Raw genomic sequence first — 19,919 nt, forward strand, 5'->3', positions numbered from 1 at the left:
GATCATGATGAAATCATTGATTAACCTAATGTGGTTCCCGTTACTGCTGGCAATCCTGGTGCCCGCCATCTGGTCTCAGCAGCCCTATGTCCTGAGCATGTTTACCGATGCCCTGACGATCGGCGCCTTGGCACTGGCCTGGGCGATGTTGGGTAACCTCGGCGGCATGGTCAGCTTTGGCCACTCGGCCTTCTTCGGCACCGGTGCCTATATCTCGTCCATGCTGGCGATGAACAGCGGTATGCCGGTGCTGCTCTCGATGCTGTGCGGGGGCTTGGCCGCGGCGGTCACCACCTTGCTGATGCTGCCCACCCTGCGCCTGAAAGGCACCTATTTTGCCTTGGCCATCCTCGCCTATTCGCAAATCTTTCGGGTGCTGGCCGTTCAGCTCGAGGGGATCACCGGCGGTTCAGCGGGGCTATCCGGTATCTCCTCGTTGCCCAACGTGATGGGATTTGCCCTGAGCAGCAAGCTCGGTGTCTATTACGTGATCCTGGCGCTGGTGACGCTGTTTTTACTGATTTATGCCGCCTTGGCGCGCAGCGATTACGGCTTGGCGTTGAAAGCGATGCACGACTCAGAAGCCGCCACCCAGGTGGCTGGGGTGAACAGCCTGCTGCTGAAAGCGCTGGTGCTGTTGCTGTCTGCCTTTATGACCGGGCTGGTCGGGGCATTCAACGCGCACCATATGAATTTCCTCGAACCCGATTACGCGTTCAACGCCTCCTGGGTGATTGTGCCGATCATCGCGGCGATCTTCGGCGGTTTCCGTTCGCTGAATGGCCCGCTGATCGGCGCTTTGGTGGTCTATTTAACCGACCAGTTGCTGTTCAAAGTTCTGTTCCCTACCGGGCACCAGATGATCCTGGGCGGATTACTGGTGGTGATGATCCTGATCAGCCCGCGCGGCCTGTTACCACTGTTACGTTCAGCCCAAAGGAGGTTCTATCGTGCTAAAGCTTGACGGAGTCAGCGTGTCATTCGGCGCGGTTACCGCCATCGATAATGTGTCTTTGATGGTGGGACAAAACGAAATCGTCGGGTTGGTTGGCCCGAACGGCGCGGGCAAAACCACGCTGTTTAACGCTATTTCCGGCCTGGTGCAACCCACCGCTGGCACACTCAGTTTCCATGGCACTCCCTTGGGCCAGCGGGGTGGGATCCATCGCCGCGCTCGTCTGGGAATTGGCCGTACTTTCCAAGTACCGCAGCCGATGCATGAACTGAGCGTGATGGAAAATGTGCGGGTGGCGCAACGTTTTGCCACCGGTAAGGTCAATCTTGCCCGGCTGAGGGACATTCTGGAACTGGTCGGCCTGCGTGATAAGGCCGAACGCGACGCCGCCACTGAGCTCTCGCTCAGCGAACTGAAAGCGCTGGAAGTCGCCAAGGCCCTCGCCACCGAACCGCAGCTGCTGTTGCTTGACGAGGTGCTGGCCGGGCTGGAAACCAGCGGTAAAAAACGCTTTCAACAGATGCTGGGGCGGATCCATGCCGAATACGGCTTGAGCATTCTGCTGATCGAACACGATCTGGAAACGGTCACAGCGCTGTGCCAACGCGTGTGGATCCTCAACTTTGGCCGCCTGATCGCAGATGGCACGCCAACCCAGGTGTTCAACGATCCTGTGGTGATCCGCAGCTATACCGGAGAGGCCTATGCTTAACATTCAACAGGTGCGCGGTGGCTACGGCGCGATCAATATTCTGTGGGACATCTCGCTGCAGATCCAGCCAGGGACGGTCACCGCCATCGTCGGGCCGAACGGCGCGGGCAAGACCACGCTGCTGAAAACCATCGCCGGGCTGCTGCCGTTAAAACAGGGGCAGATTACCTATCAGAACATCGACGTCGGTAAACTTTCCCCCTGGCATACCAAGCGCAGCGGCCTGGCGCTGATCCCGGAAGGGCGCATGATTTTCCGCGATATGACGGTCGAAGATAACCTGATTATGGGGGCCTTTCAGAAGGCCAGCCGCCAGCATGTGAAACCGCGTCTGGCAGAAGTTTATGCCATATTTCCACGCCTGGCCGAACGGCAGAAGCAGTTAGCGGGCGTGCTTTCCGGCGGGGAGGCGCAAATGCTGGCGGTGGGCCGCTGTTTAATGTCCGATCCCAGTATGATCCTGATCGACGAACCTTCTTTGGGCTTAGCCCCGGTGGTGGTTAACGAGCTGTTTGCCTGCTTTGCCCGCCTGCGCGAGCATGGCAAAACCCTGTTGCTGGTGGAGCAGAACACTCAGTTGTCGATCAAGCTGGCCGATCGGGTCTGCCTAATGCGCAGCGGTAAGATGATCTTTACCAAAGCGGCCAACGATATTGATATGGAGGAGTTGCACCGGGCTTATTTTGGGCATTGAGTGTTAGTAGGGCGCAGCGTAGTTCGGTTGTGGCTAACCAGTTCCCTCTACATGGGCGGTCTCTTAAACACAACGCGTTCGTCTATGCAGGCTTGGTTTCATGGGAATTGCCGTAAACAGAGTGCAATTCTATGAAACAACAGTGAGCGGCAATTGCAGGGCCCAAGGCGGGGCCCTGCACCCGCGCCAACGCTTAACATGTCCTGCCCGCTACGCGGGTACCTTCGCTACGCCCCCGTCGCCGGGCGGGTCGGCTACGACAGGCGTCCCTTCCTGTCTCGCCTCAGCCTGCCGTCCATGGCAGGCTGCCCCTGGCAACGGTGCCTTGCTCAGCAGGCCATGATGCGCTCAACGTCACCCCCCGAATCTGTGAGTACCGGACAACATCGACATAGGTGTTGATAATAGAAATTAAAACAATGCAATAGGTTAGGTGAGCGCTGGTGTTGAAGCCATTGAAGGCGCCGAACGGAGACACAGCGCATAGGCGACCGCGCCATGGACGGCGCGGTCAGGCGAGACAGTCAGGGACGACTATCGTAGCCGGCCGTTATGCGCTGTGGCGGAGTGAGGGGAGCCGCGCAGCGGCCGCCTGATATGGCGAAGGCGCGGATTGCCAAGGGCCCCGCCTAGGGCCCTTGGCTCGGTCGCGTTCACCCTGCTGCCGAATGAACACAGAATGTTTAGCGACCGAAATAAATACTCATCCGATATGTAAATAAGAGACAGCCCACGGGGAGAGAACATCACATCTAGCATCTACCCCATAATGATGGTTTAACTCAGCGACACTAAGATCAGAGCGAGGATTTCCCCTCCCAGACCGCTATTCTGCATTAAGACTGGCAAATGTCTGCCCTTGCTCCACCAAACGGATAAGCAACGGTGAAGGACGCCAAAACTGCGGATCTTCGGCGGCAAAAGTGGTGATATCATCCAATACCCGCGCCAAACCAATCTTATCAGCATAATACAACGGCCCGCCGCGATAACGCGGGAAGCCGTAACCAGCCAGCAGCACCACATCAACGTCCAATGGGCGCAGCGCAATGCCCTCGGCAAGCAGGTTAGCACCTTCGTTAATCATCGCCGCCAGATAGCGACGCACGATCTCTTCGGCGCTGAAGGGCCGCGGCGTGACGCCCGCACGCTCGCGCTCACGGGCGACAATCTCCAGCACCGCCGGATCCTGCACCCCATGGTTTGAACCAGGCTCATAACGATACCAACCGCGCCCGCTTTTTTGCCCGAACCAACCCTGTTCACACAGGCGATCGGCAATCTGCACGTAACGCTCCTGCGGATCCCGCTGCGCCGCCCGGCGCTTGCGCGTCGCCCAGGCAATATCACCACCGGCCACGTCGAGGATCTGGAAAGGCCCCATGGCAAAACCGAATTCACGCACCGCGGTGTCGATCTGGTACGGCGAAGCGCCGTCCTCCAGCATTGCCTCTGCCGCCCGCCGGTAGACGGACATGATGCGGTTGCCGATAAAACCGTCGCAGATGCCGGTACGCACTGGAACTTTACCGAGCCTGCGGGCCAGCACCACAGCACTGGCAATCACCTCAGCCGCTGCCTGCGGCGGCACCACGATCTCCAGCAGACGCATCACCGGTGCTGGGGAAAAGAAGTGTAAGCCGATAACCGCTTGCGGCCTGTTGGTCACCGCTGCAATGGCAGCAATATCCAGATAAGAAGTATTGCTGGCCAGGATCGCACCGGGTTTGCAGTGGCTATCTAACTGACGGAAAACCGCCTGCTTGGCCGCCAGATCCTCATACACCGCTTCAACCACCAAATCGGCCGTGGCCAAATCCCGGTATTCTGTGGTTCCGCGCAATTTCGCCAGGCGTGCGGCGGCGGCCGTAGCCGAAAGCCGCTTTTTACTCACCCGTTGACGATAGAACTCCTCTACTCGACTCAGGCCCGCTGCCAGGCTCTGCTCATCACGTTCGAGCAAAGTAACCTGCAGATCCGCTTCCAGCATCACCACCGCAATACCCGCCCCCATGGTGCCGCCGCCAATCACCCCTGCCTGGCTAAAAGCAGCTATCGCCAACCCGGTGGTATCCGGCAGTTTGGCAGCGGCGCGTTCGGCCTGAAAGGCGTATAACAGGGCCCGATGCTGCGGGCTCGCCAGGCAGCGTTGGAATTGTGCAGCTTCAAACTGGCAACCTGCCGCAAACGGCTGTTCGCAGGCAGCGGCCACGCAGTCAATAATCAACGCCGGGGAAAACAGACCGCGAAACTGCGTTGGCAATTTGGTGCGCGCCGCATCAATCGCCGCCTGTTGGGCTGCCGAATCGGCAAGCCGGGTAGTGAGTTCACTGCTGCGGCGCACTCCACAGCGATCGGCCAGCAGTTCGTGGGCATAAACCAAGCCATCAACGCGGGCATCCAACCCCAGCCGATCCACCATCCCCAGTTCTAGCGCCTGTTCGGCAGACAGCGGGCGGCCACTGAGCATCAGATCCAAAGCCGCTTCCGCCCCAATCAGCCGCACGCTGCGCTGGCTGCCCCCGGCCCCGGGCAGCAGCCCCAGATTAACTTCCGGCAACCCCAAACGGCTGCCCTTGACCGCCAGCCGGTAATGCGCCGCCATGGCAACCTCTAACCCACCGCCCAGTGCATTACCCGCAATAGCCGCAATCACCGGCTTCGTGCAGGTTTCGATTTGATCGCAGACCTCTCGCAGCAGCGGCGGCTGGCGCGGTTGATTGAATTCACGGATATCCGCCCCGGCAGCAAAGTTCTTTCCTGACCCCAGTAGCAGCAGCGCGTGGATTTGTTCCTCACTCTGCGCTTGCCGCAGCGCCGCCAGCAGCCCGCGACGCACGCGCAAACCCAACGCATTGACCGGTGGATTATCGAGGATCACAATCAGTATGTTGCCACTGCGTTCAAGATGCAGGCCCCGATCAGGCTGATGATTATCTGGCATTTTTTGCCTCCTCCGGCGTTCCCACCGGGGGCAGTAGCCGATAGCTGGCTGGAGTGCGGCTGAGTTTGATCGGCGAGGCGACCCCCGTATAGCTATCCCCCATCGTCACCACCATGCCACGGTGGCGGGTGTGCGGGTGCTGCAGTGCAGCCTCTATGTTCAGCAATGGTGCACTGGGCACGCCGCTGCGCAGCAACTGTTCAGCACATTCAATCCCTTCGCGATTGGCGAGCAGGGAAACCAGCGCGCTACGTAACTCAGCGCGATTCAGTGAACGCAATTTGGGCGTGGCGAAGCGCGGATCTTCACTCAGGGATGGCGCATCCAGGCACTGGCACAGCAGCGCAAACTGCTTGTCGTTGCCGACGCCGAGAAAGATCGGCACGCTGGCGCTGGGGAAAATATCATAAGGGTAGATATTGGCATGGGCATTACCCGAGCGCTGCGGCGGCTGCTGGTTGGCAAACCAGTTGGTGGAATAAGGGTGCAACAGCGATAAGCCGGTATCAAACAGGCTGGCCTCAACAAATTGCCCCAGGCCGCTGCGGGTGCGTTCATAAAGCGCCATCAAGATGCCAATCACCGCATTCATCCCGGTAGCCTGATCGACCAGCGGCACGCCAACGCGCAGGGGTTCGCCGTCAGGCTCACCGTTAACGCTCATGATCCCGGTCATCGCCTGAATCGACGCATCGTAACCCACCAGGCCGCCTAATGGGCCATCGGCACCAAAGCCGCTGACGCGGCAGTGGATCAGGCGCGGAAAACGCGCGGCCAGAGCCTCATAACCGATGCCCCACTTCTCCATGGTGCCGGTCTTGAAATTTTCGATTAGCACATCAGCATCGGCCAACAGTTCGTACAGCGTTTGGCGAGCGCTTTCCTGCGATAAATCAAGGTACATCCCACGTTTGTTGCGGTTCAGGCCAATATAATACGCGGCCACTCCGGCCTGAAAAGGCGGCCCCCAGGTACGGGTTTCGTCACCCTGTGGAGGTTCGATCTTAAGCACATCGGCACCATGATCGCCCAACACCTGCCCACAATAGGGCCCGCCCAAGACGCGGGATAAATCAATAACGCGAAGACCAGCTAATGCGCCAACGCTAGGAATGGTCATAACCGTTACTCCTGCAGGTATGGTTGCTTTGTGAAGCCAGAGATCCCGGCCACCATTACCGGGAAGATGGGCTTGCTCAGAGGTAGGCGCTCGCCAGCAGCAGTTCTTCAATCTCCTCAGACAGCGGGTTTTCTACCGTTAAGGGATCGACAGGCAACAGCTTGTGGATCAAGACCTGTTCGGCCAGATGCAAACGCGCCGGAGCGTCGGTGTGATGGCTCTCCCAGGCCATCGCCGCCGCGCTGACCAGGTTGTACAGGCCGCTGGCGGCGCGGCGCGTCAGGCTGCTGCCCTCTGCCGTGGCGGCCGCCTCTGCCAGGGCAAAGGCTCGCTGCTGTGCGCTGAGGAAACGGGCACGCATGGCATTGTCCAGATGCGCCTCTGCCAGCAGTTGCTCGAGGTATACCTGCAGCGCCTCCAGCGATTGCTCACGCAGGATGGCGCGCCGCACGTCCAGAGCGACAATGTTGCTGGTCCCTTCCCAGATCGAGCCCAAATGCGCATCTCTGACCAAACGCGGATCGCCCCACTCTTCGATGTAACCACAGCCACCGCGGATCTCCATGGCATCGGCGGTCACCTTGCGGGCATCGCGGCAGGCGCGGAATTTGATCAGCGGGGTCAGAATACGCAGCAGCGCATAGGCGTTTTTATCGCCGCTATCGGAACGGCGCAGCACCTCTGCCGTTTGGAAGACCATGCTGCGCGCCTGCTCGCTGGGGAGCAGTATCTTCAGCAACTGCTTTCTCATCAGCGGCAGTTCGATCAGTTTTTTACCGAAGGCCTGGCGATGGCGGGCGATATAGAACGCCTCGCTGACCGCCCGGCGCATCAGCCCCGCAGAGCGCACCCCGTTGGACAACCTGGAGTTATTGACCATATCCGCCATCTGCACAAAGCCGCGCCCGGCCTCACCCACCAGATAGGCAGTGGCCCCTTCAAGGCGGATTTCACCGCTGGCCATCGAGCGCGTCCCGAGTTTGTCCTTCAGGCGCAAAATGCGATAGGCATTGGTTGAACCATCGTCCAACGTGCGCGGCAGCAGGAACAGCGATACCCCTTTCATCCCTTCCGGTGCGCCTTCAATGCGCGCCAACACCATCGCCAGTTCGGCATCGGGGTTAGAACAGAACCATTTATCACCGTACAGCCGGTAGTGGTTATCCATGTCTACCGCCAGCGTGGTGGTGGCCGCAATATCAGAGCCCGCCCCCTGCTCGGTCATAAACATCGCCCCTTGCATCAGCGTGGCGGGATCGAGCGAGGTAAGCCGTGGCAGATATTTAGCCACCAGCTCAGGGGAGCCATATTTTTTCAGCGTGCGGGTCAGCGAGTCGGTCATCGATACCGGGCACATCAGGCCAAACTCGGCCTGCACGAACAGGTAGGTAAACAGATACTTGGCCAGCGGCGGCAGTTGCCCTTGCCAGCCCAGCACATCTTGCCGATGTGAGATGGTGGCCAGGGCGAACTCGCTAAACGCGTAGCGTTCCAGCTCGACGAAAGCCGGATGTTTTAAAATGCGTTGCCGATCGGTGCCGGTTCGGGTGCGCACCTGCAGCTGCGGCGGGTTCTTATCTGCCAGATCCGCCAGTTCACTCAGTGCCCCCCCAGCCAGCGCGCCGAGTTTCTGCAGATAAGGCCGCAGATGGGCGCGCAGCTCTGCCGGCAGATAGGCCACCAGCAAGGCCTCCAGCGGCGCGTCGGTGAGATAAAGGTTGGCACCGGATTGATCCGGGATATTGTCCTGCTGATTGATAACGGTATACATACTCAGCCCCATATTGTTGTATTTATGTTTATATTTTGTTAAACGAAAGAGGCTGTCTAATACTGTTTCCCTATCGGCCGATAGGCTAAAAGCATCGTGTCGTGGTGATTTGCCGGGTGCCGCCCAGAAGCATGGTTGCAACCGTGCTAGGGTGGCTTTTCAAGGGCAGTAAAAAGGAATGGGTATACCGTGGATATTCGCCGTTTACGCTACTTTCTGGTGTTGGCTGATGAGCTGCATTTCGGCCGGGCCGCCAGCCGCCTTGCCATCTCTCAACCGCCACTGAGCGTGAGCATCCGCCAGTTGGAGGAAACCATCGGGGCAAGGTTGTTTGAACGCAGCCATCAGAAGGTGCGGCTGACCGCGGCCGGAGAGGCGCTGGTGCCCGCAGCCCAGGCGCTGATCGATCGCATGAACAGCACCATGCACCAGGTGCGTGACATCGATCAGGGCGTTACCGGCCATTTGCGCATCGGTTTTGTTGGCGCTCTGCTGTATCAGGGGCTCCCCAGGCTATTACAGCAGTTTCAGCAGTCGCGAGCAGGCTTGCGGCTCAATATGCTGGAGCTGAATACCAAAGATCAGTTAACCGAGCTGGCACACGGCAGCCTCGATGTCGGGTTTGTTCATGCGTCGCGCTTGCCGGAGGGGGTTTCTTCACTGCTGTTTTCCAGCGAGGAATTAGTGGCCTGCCTGCCGCAGCAGCATCCCTTGGCTGGCAACGCGGCGCTTAACCTGCGTGATCTGCGGGATGAGCGGTTTATCGTGTTTTCACGCCAGGTATCGCCTTATTACTATGATCGCATCCAATCCCTGTGCTTTAGCGCGGGGATCGATCCTGACATTCGCTGTGAAGCGCGCCACTGGCTGAGCGTTCTCTCGCTGGTGGCGCAAGGATTTGGCGTTGCACTGGTGCCCGCCAGCCTGCGGAGTGCGGCGATGGCGGGCGTGAGCTTTATTGCGCTCGAGGAAGTGGCATTACTCTCTCAGGCTTACTGTATCTGGCAAACGGACGATCAACGCCCGATCTTATCGGCCTTTCTAACTGCGGTGCGCGATGCCGCCACAGGCTAAACCGACCATCAGCCCTCAGTCATTGTCATTCTGCTGCAGGTTATTTTGTTCCATCACCTGCATGATGATAGGGATTGGCGTCAGCAAATGTTCACGCATCAGTTCGCTGGCCTGGCGGCTATCACGTGCCAGCACCAGTTTGACCAGTTCCTGATGTTCCTGGTGTTTATTTTCCATCACGCTGGCGGAAAACACCGTCTTTCTTAGCCATAAAAAGCGATAACGCGCCGCCAGATCGAACAGCCGATCGCGCATCTGCAATAAAGCGTGCGAGCCGCAACCGGCAACAATGGCGCTGTGGAATGCCTGATGGCGTTGATCCCACTCGTCCAGCAGCGCTTCGCTGGTGGCGACGGTGCTCATCTTGGCCAGACGGTGCGTCTGCGCCAGAATATTCGCTTCCCAATCATCGTTGCCGCGCTCAATCGCCAGCGTGACCAGCATCGCCTCTAGATTGGCGCGGGCATCAAAAATATCCAGCAACTCGGCCTGTGACATGGGAGCTACGCGGTAGCCTTTCTGGCTGATCGCGGTCACCAGATTTTCTGCCACCAACTGTGACAGGGCTTCGCGTAACGGGCCAACCCCCAGGTTATAGCGACTGGTCAGCAGACTCATACGCAGCTTTTCGTTGGGCTGAAAAACACCGCGAATAATGTCTCTTTTCAGATAATGATAACCATCAAATACCGCATTTTGCTGGAGAGTCATTACGATCCCATCTCTTGAAACATAAGGCCTTTAATTATAATGAAATACCGGCAGATAACCAGTTCGGTCGGGAGAAGAAGCGCCTGCGGAGCAAGGCATGATGGGAGATCACCATAAATGCCCGGCAGCATTGATGGTGATTTGAACATTGTTGGTTTAAACCGCCGTCACTGCGGCGCGCAGATTGGCCCCAGATGACGGCTGCTTTTCTAACAATGCCTGCACTTTGCCGACAATATGCTGGCCAATAGGGAGCGCCGATGTCGCCGCCGGTGACGGGGCATTACAGACATGGATGGTGCGCGCGGTAGTAACAAACAGGAAATCATCAATCAGTTTCCCCTCAGGCGACACGGCCTGGGCGCGCACCCCGGCCGGGTAAGGCCACAGATCCTGTTCCGTCAGGCTAGGGCAATATTTCTGTACCAGCTTGAGATAACCGCGTTTGAACAGCGAGTTTTTCATTTCCCCCACGCCCAAAGACAGATTCTGGTACATCAATTTGCGAATGCCCGCATAGCTGGCCATTTCCAGGGTGTCGCGCCAGGAAATATCCCTTTTATGGTAACCTTCCCGCTTCCAGGCCAATACCGCATTGGGCCCCACGGTGACGCTACCATCGATCATGCGCGTTAAATGGACGCCCAAGAAAGGCACCGCAGGATCGGGGATCGGATAAATCAGGTGATTCACGATGTTATTATGCTGGCTCGCCAAACGGAAATACTCGCCACGGAACGGGCAAATCATAAAGCCGGGTTCGATCCCCAACATCTTGACCAACCGATCGGCCATCAGGCCAGAGCAGGTCACCAGATAACGCGCAGAAAACTCGGCCTGCGGCGTACTGACCACCACGCCCTGCGAGTGTTCATGCAACGCCTGCACTTCAGCCTGATAAAAGATTTCCCCACCCGCTTGTTGAAACACGCGAGCCATCGCCATCGTTACCTCGCGATAGCTGACGATACTGCTGGAAGGAACAAAAATCCCCCCAAGCCCGACAATGTTGGGTTCTCTCTCCTGCAACTGCTGCGCATTTAGCCATTCCCGCTGCAAGCCGTTGGCCGCCGTGCGCTCCCACAGGGCACGCATGCGTTCCATCTCCAATGGCGTGGTGGCGACCAGCATTTTGCCGCAGTCGCTATAGCGGATCCCATGCCGATCGCAAAACACCTTGGTGGCTTGATTGCCCGCCAGACAAAAGCGTGCCTTCAGGCTGCCGGGAGTGTAATACACCCCGGCATGGATCACGCCACTGTTATGCCCAGTTTGATGCTGTGCCAGTTCAGGTTCCTTTTCCAGCACGGCAATACGGGCATCGGGATAGGTTGCAATCAACTGCATGGCGGTGGACATGCCAATAATGCCCCCGCCGATTATCACAAAATCATACATCTTGCGGCATCCCCTTCCAGGCGATTAACAGAGATTAAGTACGACTCTGTGGCACATTGAAATAACCACGCTGACGCATCAATTCACGCCGCAGCTCCGGGTGTGGCGTAAACCTATCGCGCCCATGGAGCCAGAACAGGTTATTAATCAATAAAATACTGCCAACCGGCACCGGAATGAACAGCTTGTTCTGGCTGCTTTCCAGGGCATCGGACAGATCGCTTAGCCAGTTACCTTCGGTGAAATCTTTCGGTTGCACGAACTGATCGATATAACGCATCACCGGGCGGCCATGATCGTCAACGTCAAACACCGGATGGAAAACGTCTTTCAGGGTATTCTTGCTCGGAGGCGCAGACCAGCGCATGGTCTGGCGAGCTAGCGGGTGACGAAAATAGGTATCCAACTGCTCCCAGTCATCCAGGTGCAACAGCATAGAGTCGCCCCCCTGCATATTCTGTTCGTCGATTTTCATCATCATCACATAGTCGGTCACCTCATCCACGTAGGTGCCGTCGTTATGCAGTTCCAGCACCCGGTGCGGCTGCCGCAAGTAACTGTCTGAATTATCAACGTTCTTCACCACAAAGCGGGCGTAATATTGGCCACTCATCGAGTCAAAATTGGAACGGCCAATCAGATGAGCTATCGCCGTGGCCAGCTTGACCATGTCATCACTCTGTTCGACACGATTGATGCCTTCAGCCTGGATCAGCAGTGCCCCCTGAGAGCGGGCCAGCAGCGTTTGCAACAGGAACGACTGGAGCTGGTTAGCACAGAGGTCATCTAATATTTTGGCGATACGAAACCGTAGCAGCGATTTATATTCCAGCGCCTGTATCGGCCATTGCTCGGTCTGTTGCAAAAAGCGCTCGGTGACTTCAGCACTGAAATTGAGCGTTAATAAGCGAGGGGAATCGGGGAATGTCGATAACGTCACCCCCGGTATAACCGGTCTATTTTCATTTTTCAGCGATGGTTTTTCTGTCGTCATGGTGTTCATGCGGTGAGTCTCCAAGCAAGCAGATATTCCTACGGATGCAGGTATTTTTGTATTCATAATTAGAATATATCTACATTTTCACAAAAAAAAGACACAATGTAATGGATTGGCTATTTGTGTGATCGGCTATACAAGTTTTTGCAACATAGTTGCAACATCCATTAAGTCACCGTCTGCACCCGTTTCTCCGCCACACCGACAACTCCTGTTATACTCACCCGCAATAATTCACGCTCGATAGCGTTAGCTCTAATAGGTACCTATGATCGTAATTTATCAGGATGAGCACATCATCGTGGTCAATAAACCCAGCGGACTGCTTTCCGTTCCTGGGCGTGCGCCGGAAAACAAAGACAGCGTGATGACGCGCATCCAGGCCGACTTCCCCAGCGCTGAGTCGGTGCATCGTTTGGATATGGCTACCAGTGGAGTGATTGTAGTCGCCCTGAACAAAGCCGCCGAGCGCGAGTTGAAGCGCCAGTTTCGCGAGCGCGAACCGCAGAAATCTTATATCGCCCGCGTGTGGGGGCATATGGAACATGATGAGGGGCTGGTGGATTTACCGCTGATTTGTGACTGGCCAAACCGGCCGCTGCAAAAGGTGTGTTTTGAAACCGGTAAAGCAGCGCAAACGGAATATCAGGTGCTTTCCCGTGATGCCGATGGCAGCACGCGAGTCCTGCTGAAGCCGATCACCGGGCGTTCGCACCAGTTGCGTGTTCATATGCTGGCGCTGGGGCACCCGATCCTGGGTGACGGTTTTTACGCACACCCGGCAGCCAAAGCGATGGCATCGCGCCTTCAGTTACACGCGCAAGAGTTACGCATTACCCATCCGCTATCCCAGATCCCACTGCATTTTCGTGCGGAACCGGATTTCTGATGTAAATACAAAGGGGCCCGGTTAACCAGGCCCCTCTATCTATTACTATTACTGAATAACTTACTTGAAGCCTTTCTCACGCTTGATCAGGTCATAGGCTGCCTGAATCTCCTGCGCTTTCTGCTTGGCCATCTCCATCATTTCCGGTGGCAAGCCTTTTGCCACCAGTTTATCCGGGTGATGTTCGCTCATCAGTTTGCGGTAGGCTCGCTTGATGACAGCCGCATCGTCTGTGCTGCTGACGCCCAGCACCTTGCAGGCATCCTCCAGCGTCGGGCCACGTTGCGCCTGCTGGTAACCCCCGTGCGAATGGCCCCCTTGCTGCCCCTGCCAGCTACCGCCGCCAAACTGACGTCCACCTTCCATCATGCTGAGGAATTGGTCGAACTGCGCGCGTGAGATCCCCAGTTCTTCGGCGATCACATACAGCACCTGTCGTTCGTTCGGATGCAGCGAGCCATCGGCAAAAGCCGCCTGGATCTGAATTTCCAGAAACATCCGAATCAGATCGAAACGCCCAAAGCAGATGCTGCGGAACTGCTGCAGCGTTTCGCGCAATGGAAACTGGCTCTGCTTACCTTCACGGAACGCCTGCTGCGCGGCAGTACGTGCCTCGCCGTGCAGCTGCAGACGGTCCATAAACAGGCTGGCGATCTGAATATCTGCCTCGGTAACACGCCCTTTCGATTTGGTCAGGTGGCCCATCACCTGAAAAGTGGTGCGGAAGAACAACGTCTGCCGCGTTTGCTGGTCGGCAAAAAAGCCTCGGCTGCGCTTGTTATTACGCGCAGTATCGATCATATGGCCGACAATCAGCCCCAAAACTACACCCCAGAATCCCGCGCCAGACCAAATGGCGACAATCACTCCGAGCAGTTTGCCCCAATACTGCATAGACTCCTCAATTATCAACCGCAAGCCGCACATCTCCCCCGTTTCACACCAGGGTTAAGGCGATTTTTCACAAGATTTGGATTATCATACCCGTCATTTATCTTTGCGCCTAACAACGGCGTAACCAAACGGCAGGATTTAACGCTAGCGCAACGCTGATGAGTGATATAGTCTCTGACCGTTTGCCGGATATGATGCCTATGATGACGGAACACCAAAACCGCGTATGAAAAAAAGTTTCCCAACACTGCTGGCCACTCTGATTTGGACGGCACTTTACAGTCAGCATGCGCTGGCTGATCTGGCCGAGCAATGTATGCTCGGCGTACCTACTTACAATAAACCCATCATCAATGGCGACCCAAGCAGCCTTCCCGTGACCATCCTTGCCGATGATTCACGCGCCCATTACCCAGGCAGTGCTCTGTTTAGCGGTAACGTCAATATCACGCAGGGTAACAGCACGCTGACGGCGGAACAGGTTGAAATGAACCAAACGCAAAAGGCGGGGCAGCCTGATCCTGTGCGTACCGTGACCGCCACGGGAAATGTGCATTACGATGATAGCCAAATCAAACTGAAAGGCCCGAAAGCCTGGTCAAACCTGAATACCAAAGATACCGATGTGTATAAAGGCGACTACCAGATGGTGGGCCGTCAGGGGCGTGGCAATGCCGAAAAAATGAAGATGCGCGGCCAGAACCGCTACACCATTTTGGAAAATGGCACCTTCACCTCCTGCCTGCCGGGGGACAACAGTTGGAGCGTCGTTGGCTCTGAAGTGATCCACGATCGCGAAGAAGAAGTGGCCGAAGTCTGGAATGCCCGCTTCAAGATTGGCAGTGTACCGGTATTTTACAGCCCCTATATGCAACTGCCGGTTGGCAGCAAGCGCCGTTCGGGTTTCCTGATCCCCAACGCTAAATATGGCAGTAACAACGGCTTCGAGTTCACGCTGCCGTATTACTGGAACATTGCGCCAAACTTTGATGCCACCATTACGCCACGTTATATGACGCAGCGTGGCCTGCAGTGGCAGAACGAATTTCGCTATCTGGTGCAACCGGGCCTGGGCACCTTGGCATTAGACTGGCTGCCAAGCGATCGCCAGTTTGAGAAAGATCATGGCGCAATGGACAACAGCAAACGCTGGTTGTTCTACTGGGGCCATAGCGGCGTGATGGACAAGGTGTGGCGTTTCAATATCGATTACACCAAGGTTAGCGATCCCTATTACTTCACCGATTTGGATTCTAAATACGGTGCCACCACCGATGGCTATGCCACACAGAAATACAGCGTAGGCTATGCGAATGAAAACTGGGATGCCACGCTGGCATCAAAACAGTTCCAGATTTTCAGCGGTGTCGGCAACCAAAATGCCTACCGTGCCCAGCCTCAGTTGGATCTCAACTATTACAAAACCGATCTTGGTCCATTTGATTTGCACACTTACGGCCAGGTTGCCAAATTCACCAGCGTGAATCCGAACAACCCGGAAGCCACCCGCTGGCACGTTGCACCGGCCATCAATCTGCCGTTGGCCAACAGCTGGGGTAGCCTGAATACCGAAGCCAAAGTGATGGCAACGCACTACCAGCAGGAGATTCCTAACGGTTTTGCAGCGAATTATGCAGGCCGTACCGGCAACGCGGCGCCAAACCTCGACGGTTCGGTCAACCGCGTCATTCCGCAGTTCAAGAGTGACGGTAAAGTGGTATTTGAACGCCCCATGGACCTGGTGCAGGACTATACCCAGACCATTGAGCCGCGCATGCAGTATCTGTATGTCCCTTATCACGATCAAAGCAACATCTATAGCTATGACTCAACCCTGCTGCAAACCGACTACTCCGGTCTGTTCCGCGATCGTTCTTACAGCGGGTTGGATCGCATCGCTTCACAGAATCGTCTGGCAACTGGGGTCACATCACGCATTTATGATGATGCATTAGTTGAACGTTTCAACGTTTCTGTTGGTCAAATTTATTACCTCAGCCGCTCGCGGACGGGTGATAAAAGAAGTAACTTTGATAACAGTGATGATACCGGCAGCGTAGTATGGGCTGGTGACACCTATTGGAAGATTGACGATCGCTGGGGCCTGCGTGGCGGTGTGCAGTACGACACCCGCCTTAATAGCGTTGCATTGGGGGATTCAGTCATTGAATACCGTCAGGATGCAAATCGCATGGTGCAGTTGAATTACCGCTATGCCAGCCCGGAATATATCGCGGCAACTTTGCCAGGTATTAAGAATCCAGGCTATCAGGACGGTATCTCGCAGTTGGGAACTACCGCCAGCTGGCCAATTGCCGATCGCTGGGCCGTCGTGGGGGCATATTACTATGATACCCGTGCGAAGCAGACGGCGAACCAGTTGGTGGGCTTGCGTTACAACACTTGCTGCTGGGCGGTTAACCTAGGATACGAACGGAAAATCACCGACTGGGATGCCGGAAACCAGACCAGTAAATATGACAACAAAGTTTCATTCAACATTGAACTGCGTGGCCTAAGCAACGATCACAGCCTCGGCACCACGGAAATGCTGCGCTCCGGCATATTGCCTTACCAGCGCGCATTCTGATGTATGCTCGTCGTTACAAGGGCATATTGAACACATTGAAAAATGATAACTTTCACCCGCATTTGCGGATTACATAATGGGAAATGTATGAAGAACTGGAGAACGCTTCTTCTCGGATTGGTAGTTTGTGCCAATACCGCGTTCGCAGCACCCCAAGAAGTGGATAAAGTCGCCGCCGTCGTCGATAACGGTGTAGTACTTGAGAGCGACGTGAACGGTTTAATGCAATCGGTGAAACTTAACGCACAGCAGACCGGCCAGCAATTACCGGACGACAGCACGTTGCGTCACCAGATCCTCGAACGACTGATCATGGATAACATCCTGTTACAGATGGCGCAGAAGATGGGTATTACCGCTTCTGATGCCGATGTGGATAAAGCGATTACCGATATCGCCGCTCAGAACAAAATGAGCCTCGATCAAATGCGCACCCGCCTGGCGGCTGAAGGCTTGAACTACAACACCTATCGTGCGCAAATCCGCAAAGAAATGCTGATTTCAGAAGTGCGCAACAACGAAGTGCGCCGCCGTGTGACCATCCTGCCTCAGGAAGTGGATGCACTGGCCAAGCAGGTTGGTGCGCAGAACGGTGGCGATACCGAAGTCAACCTTAGCCACATCCTGATTCCACTGCCGGAAAACCCGTCGCAAAAACAGGTTGATGAAGCCGAAGCGATGGCAAAACGTCTGGTGGGCGAAATCAACGGTGGTGCAGACTTCGGTAAATTGGCGATCACTTACTCTGCCGACTCCCAGGCGCTGAAAGGCGGCCAGATGGGCTGGGGCAAACTGCAGGAACTGCCTACGCTGTTCGCTGAAAGGCTGATCAACGCCAAAAAAGGCGAGGTCGTTGGCCCGATCCGTTCCGGTGTCGGTTTCCATATTCTGAAAGTAAACGATATGCGCGGGGGGAACCAGTCCATTTCAGTGACCGAAGTGCACGCTCGCCATATTCTGCTGAAACCGTCGGTGGTCATGACCGACGATCAGGCGCGGGCAAAATTGCAGGAAGTGGCTGCCGCCATCAAAAGTGGTACGGCGAAGTTTGAAGATGAAGCCAAACAGCTTTCTCAGGATCCGGGTTCTGCACTGCAGGGTGGCGATCTGGGCTGGGCGTCTCCAGACATGTACGATCCGGCCTTCCGTGATGCATTGATGAAGCTGCAGAAAGGCGAGCTCAGCGAACCGGTGCACTCCTCCTTTGGTTGGCACCTGATCCAGTTGCTGGATACTCGCCAAGTGGATAAAACCGACGCGGCGCAGAAAGATCGTGCTTACCGCATGTTGTTTAACCGCAAGTTTGCTGAAGAAGCGCAAACCTGGATGCAGGAACAACGTGCTGCTGCTTACGTGAAGATCCTCAATGGAAGCAATGCACAACAATAAACGTATCGTGATCACCCCCGGCGAGCCAGCCGGGGTTGGGCCGGATCTGGTGGCAGTGCTGGCGCAACAGGATTGGCCTGTTGAACTGGTGGTGTGTGCCGATCCGGCCTTGCTGCTTGAGCGTGCCCGCTTGCTGAAACTGCCGTTGGCGCTGCGTGACTATCAGCCGGAACAACCGGCACAGCCGCAGCGCGCAGGTACGCTGACGATCCTCCCTATTAACGTCGCCGCCGCCGTGGTGCCGGGCGAACTGAACGTTGCCAACAGCGCTTACGTGGTGGAAACCCTGGCCCGTGCCTGTGACGGCAGCCTGAACGGCGAATTTGCCGCCTTGATTACCGGGCCGGTCAACAAAGGCGTGATCAACGACGGCGGGCTCCCGTTCATTGGCCATACCGAATTCTTTGCCGATCGCAGCCACTGCGATCGCGTCGTGATGATGCTGGCTACCGAAGAACTGCGCGTTGCGTTAGCCACTACGCACCTGCCCCTGTTAGCGGTGCCGGGTGCTATCACGCAGCAGAGCCTGTTTGAGGTAATCACCATCCTCGACGGCGATCTGAAGAGCAAATTTGGCATCAAACAACCACAGATCTACGTCTGCGGGCTGAACCCGCACGCCGGAGAAGGCGGCCATATGGGGCGTGAAGAGCTGGATGTGATCATCCCTGCTCTCGATACCCTGCGCGGCCGCGGCATTAACCTGGTCGGCCCATTGCCAGCAGACACGCTGTTCCAGCCGAAATATCTGCAACATGCCGATGCCGTGCTGGCGATGTATCACGATCAGGGCCTGCCGGTGCTAAAATACCAAGGGTTTGGCCGGGCGGTGAACATCACTCTCGGTTTACCTTTTATCCGTACCTCGGTCGACCACGGTACCGCGTTGGAATTGGCTGGCACCGGCACCGCCGATGCAGGCAGCTTCAAAACGGCCTTAAATCTCGCCATTAAAATGATAATTAATTGTAATGAATAATAGAGTCCACCAAGGGCACTTTGCCCGCAAACGCTTTGGACAAAACTTTTTAACCGATCAGTTTGTCATCGATAGCATTGTCTCGGCCATTCATCCTCAACCGGGTGAAGCGGTTATTGAGATCGGCCCAGGTCTGGGCGCACTGACCGAACCGGTTGGTGCCCGTATGGATCGCATGACGGTGATCGAGCTGGATCGCGATCTGGCCGCCCGCTTGGCCACGCATCCGCAGTTGAAAGACAAACTGACCATCCACCAGCAAGATGCCATGACGGTCAACTTCGCCGAACTGGCTGAAGAAGCGGGCCAGTCGCTGCGCGTGTTCGGCAACCTGCCGTATAACATCTCGACGCCGTTGATGTTCCACCTTTTCAGCTATACTTCCGCTATTCGCGACATGCATTTCATGTTGCAAAAGGAAGTGGTAAACCGCCTGGTTGCCGGCCCGAACAGCAAAGCTTACGGGCGTTTGACCGTGATGGCGCAGTATTACTGCAACGTTATTCCGGTGCTGGAAGTGCCGCCTACCGCGTTCGCTCCACCACCTAAAGTCGATTCCGCCGTGGTCCGCCTGGTGCCGCACCTTGTGATCCCACACCCGGTGGGGGATGTGCGCATGCTAAGCCGCATCACGACTCAGGCGTTTAACCAGCGCAGGAAAACCATCCGCAACAGCCTGGGCGATCTGTTTACCCCGGAACAGTTGACGGAACTCGGCGTCGATCCGACGCTCAGAGCTGAAAATATTTCTGTAGCGCAATACTGCAAGTTGGCAAACTGGCTTTCAGCGCTGCAGCAATAA

General features: G+C 56.3%; 16 protein-coding genes. 9 read left to right on the forward strand and 7 right to left on the reverse strand.

What is annotated here, in order from left to right:
- The first annotated feature begins 4 nt into the window (after window positions 1-4).
- The 3 genes from BMI79_RS12980 to BMI79_RS12990 are packed head-to-tail and all read left to right on the forward strand — an operon-like array spanning window position 5 to window position 2,361.
- Complete coding sequence (locus BMI79_RS12980; RefSeq protein WP_208611205.1) at window positions 5-964, forward strand: branched-chain amino acid ABC transporter permease; 960 nt, start codon at window positions 5-7, stop codon at window positions 962-964.
- Window positions 951-1,667 carry an ABC transporter ATP-binding protein gene (locus tag BMI79_RS12985; RefSeq protein WP_076942681.1) on the forward strand — a complete coding sequence of 239 codons (717 nt, stop codon included), beginning with the start codon at window positions 951-953 and terminating at the stop codon, window positions 1,665-1,667. The genes BMI79_RS12980 and BMI79_RS12985 overlap by 14 nt, the downstream gene beginning before the upstream one ends.
- Window positions 1,660-2,361, forward strand: a complete 702-nt coding sequence (locus tag BMI79_RS12990) for an ABC transporter ATP-binding protein (RefSeq protein WP_076942557.1) — start codon at window positions 1,660-1,662, stop codon at window positions 2,359-2,361. The genes BMI79_RS12985 and BMI79_RS12990 overlap by 8 nt, the downstream gene beginning before the upstream one ends.
- 826 nt (window positions 2,362-3,187) lie before the next feature.
- Here the strand turns inward: BMI79_RS12990 and BMI79_RS12995 are convergent.
- The 3 genes from BMI79_RS12995 to BMI79_RS13005 all read right to left on the reverse strand — a co-directional run bounded on the left by BMI79_RS12995 (window position 3,188) and on the right by BMI79_RS13005 (window position 8,196).
- Entirely contained in the window at window positions 3,188-5,305 is a 2,118-nt protein-coding gene (locus BMI79_RS12995; protein ID WP_076942558.1) for a 3-hydroxyacyl-CoA dehydrogenase NAD-binding domain-containing protein, read from the reverse strand.
- Window positions 5,295-6,425, reverse strand: a complete 1,131-nt coding sequence (locus tag BMI79_RS13000) for a CaiB/BaiF CoA transferase family protein (protein WP_076942559.1) — start codon at window positions 6,423-6,425, stop codon at window positions 5,295-5,297. The genes BMI79_RS12995 and BMI79_RS13000 overlap by 11 nt, the downstream gene beginning before the upstream one ends.
- A gap of 76 nt (window positions 6,426-6,501) precedes the next feature.
- On the reverse strand, window positions 6,502-8,196 hold the full coding sequence (locus BMI79_RS13005; protein ID WP_076942560.1) for an acyl-CoA dehydrogenase family protein: 1,695 nt from the start codon (window positions 8,194-8,196) through the stop codon (window positions 6,502-6,504).
- Between the two features lie 189 nt (window positions 8,197-8,385).
- Here BMI79_RS13005 and BMI79_RS13010 point away from each other — a divergent pair, with 189 nt between their 5' ends.
- A complete protein-coding gene (locus tag BMI79_RS13010; protein ID WP_076942561.1) occupies window positions 8,386-9,270 on the forward strand; it encodes a LysR family transcriptional regulator in 885 nt (294 codons plus the stop codon).
- A 15-nt stretch (window positions 9,271-9,285) separates the two neighbouring features.
- Here the strand turns inward: BMI79_RS13010 and csiR are convergent, their stop codons facing one another.
- The 3 genes from csiR to glaH all read right to left on the reverse strand — a co-directional run bounded on the left by csiR (window position 9,286) and on the right by glaH (window position 12,382).
- Complete coding sequence (csiR, locus tag BMI79_RS13015) at window positions 9,286-9,981, reverse strand: DNA-binding transcriptional regulator CsiR (RefSeq protein ID WP_076942562.1); 696 nt, start codon at window positions 9,979-9,981, stop codon at window positions 9,286-9,288.
- Window positions 9,982-10,137: 156 nt separating this feature from the next.
- A complete protein-coding gene (gene lhgO / locus BMI79_RS13020; RefSeq protein WP_076942563.1) occupies window positions 10,138-11,379 on the reverse strand; it encodes an L-2-hydroxyglutarate oxidase in 1,242 nt (413 codons plus the stop codon).
- A 34-nt stretch (window positions 11,380-11,413) separates the two neighbouring features.
- A complete protein-coding gene (gene glaH, locus BMI79_RS13025; RefSeq protein WP_076942564.1) occupies window positions 11,414-12,382 on the reverse strand; it encodes a glutarate dioxygenase GlaH in 969 nt (322 codons plus the stop codon).
- Between the two features lie 262 nt (window positions 12,383-12,644).
- Here glaH and rluA point away from each other — a divergent pair, with 262 nt between their 5' ends.
- Window positions 12,645-13,265, forward strand: coding sequence for a bifunctional tRNA pseudouridine(32) synthase/23S rRNA pseudouridine(746) synthase RluA (gene rluA, locus BMI79_RS13030; RefSeq protein WP_076942565.1), 621 nt, complete (start codon window positions 12,645-12,647; stop codon window positions 13,263-13,265).
- Window positions 13,266-13,325: 60 nt separating this feature from the next.
- On the opposite strand, the gene djlA is transcribed toward rluA, so the two are convergent.
- On the reverse strand, window positions 13,326-14,159 hold the full coding sequence (gene djlA / locus BMI79_RS13035; protein WP_076942566.1) for a co-chaperone DjlA: 834 nt from the start codon (window positions 14,157-14,159) through the stop codon (window positions 13,326-13,328).
- A gap of 226 nt (window positions 14,160-14,385) precedes the next feature.
- Between djlA and lptD the strand changes: the two genes are divergently transcribed.
- The 4 genes from lptD to rsmA all read left to right on the forward strand — a co-directional run bounded on the left by lptD (window position 14,386) and on the right by rsmA (window position 19,919).
- The gene (lptD, locus tag BMI79_RS13040; protein ID WP_076942567.1) at window positions 14,386-16,749 is read left to right on the forward strand and encodes an LPS assembly protein LptD; all 2,364 of its coding nucleotides are present in this window, start codon (window positions 14,386-14,388) and stop codon (window positions 16,747-16,749) included.
- Window positions 16,750-16,836: 87 nt separating this feature from the next.
- Window positions 16,837-18,138 (forward strand): peptidylprolyl isomerase SurA, encoded by a 1,302-nt coding sequence (surA, locus tag BMI79_RS13045; RefSeq protein WP_076942568.1) that lies wholly within the window; start codon window positions 16,837-16,839, stop codon window positions 18,136-18,138.
- On the forward strand, window positions 18,125-19,117 hold the full coding sequence (pdxA, locus tag BMI79_RS13050) for a 4-hydroxythreonine-4-phosphate dehydrogenase PdxA (protein ID WP_076942683.1): 993 nt from the start codon (window positions 18,125-18,127) through the stop codon (window positions 19,115-19,117). Before surA ends, pdxA begins: the two co-directional genes overlap by 14 nt.
- Window positions 19,110-19,919 carry a 16S rRNA (adenine(1518)-N(6)/adenine(1519)-N(6))-dimethyltransferase RsmA gene (gene rsmA, locus BMI79_RS13055; RefSeq protein ID WP_076942569.1) on the forward strand — a complete coding sequence of 270 codons (810 nt, stop codon included), beginning with the start codon at window positions 19,110-19,112 and terminating at the stop codon, window positions 19,917-19,919. The genes pdxA and rsmA overlap by 8 nt, the downstream gene beginning before the upstream one ends.

Source organism: Serratia oryzae (assembly GCF_001976145.1).
GTDB lineage: Bacteria > Pseudomonadota > Gammaproteobacteria > Enterobacterales > Enterobacteriaceae > Chania > Chania oryzae.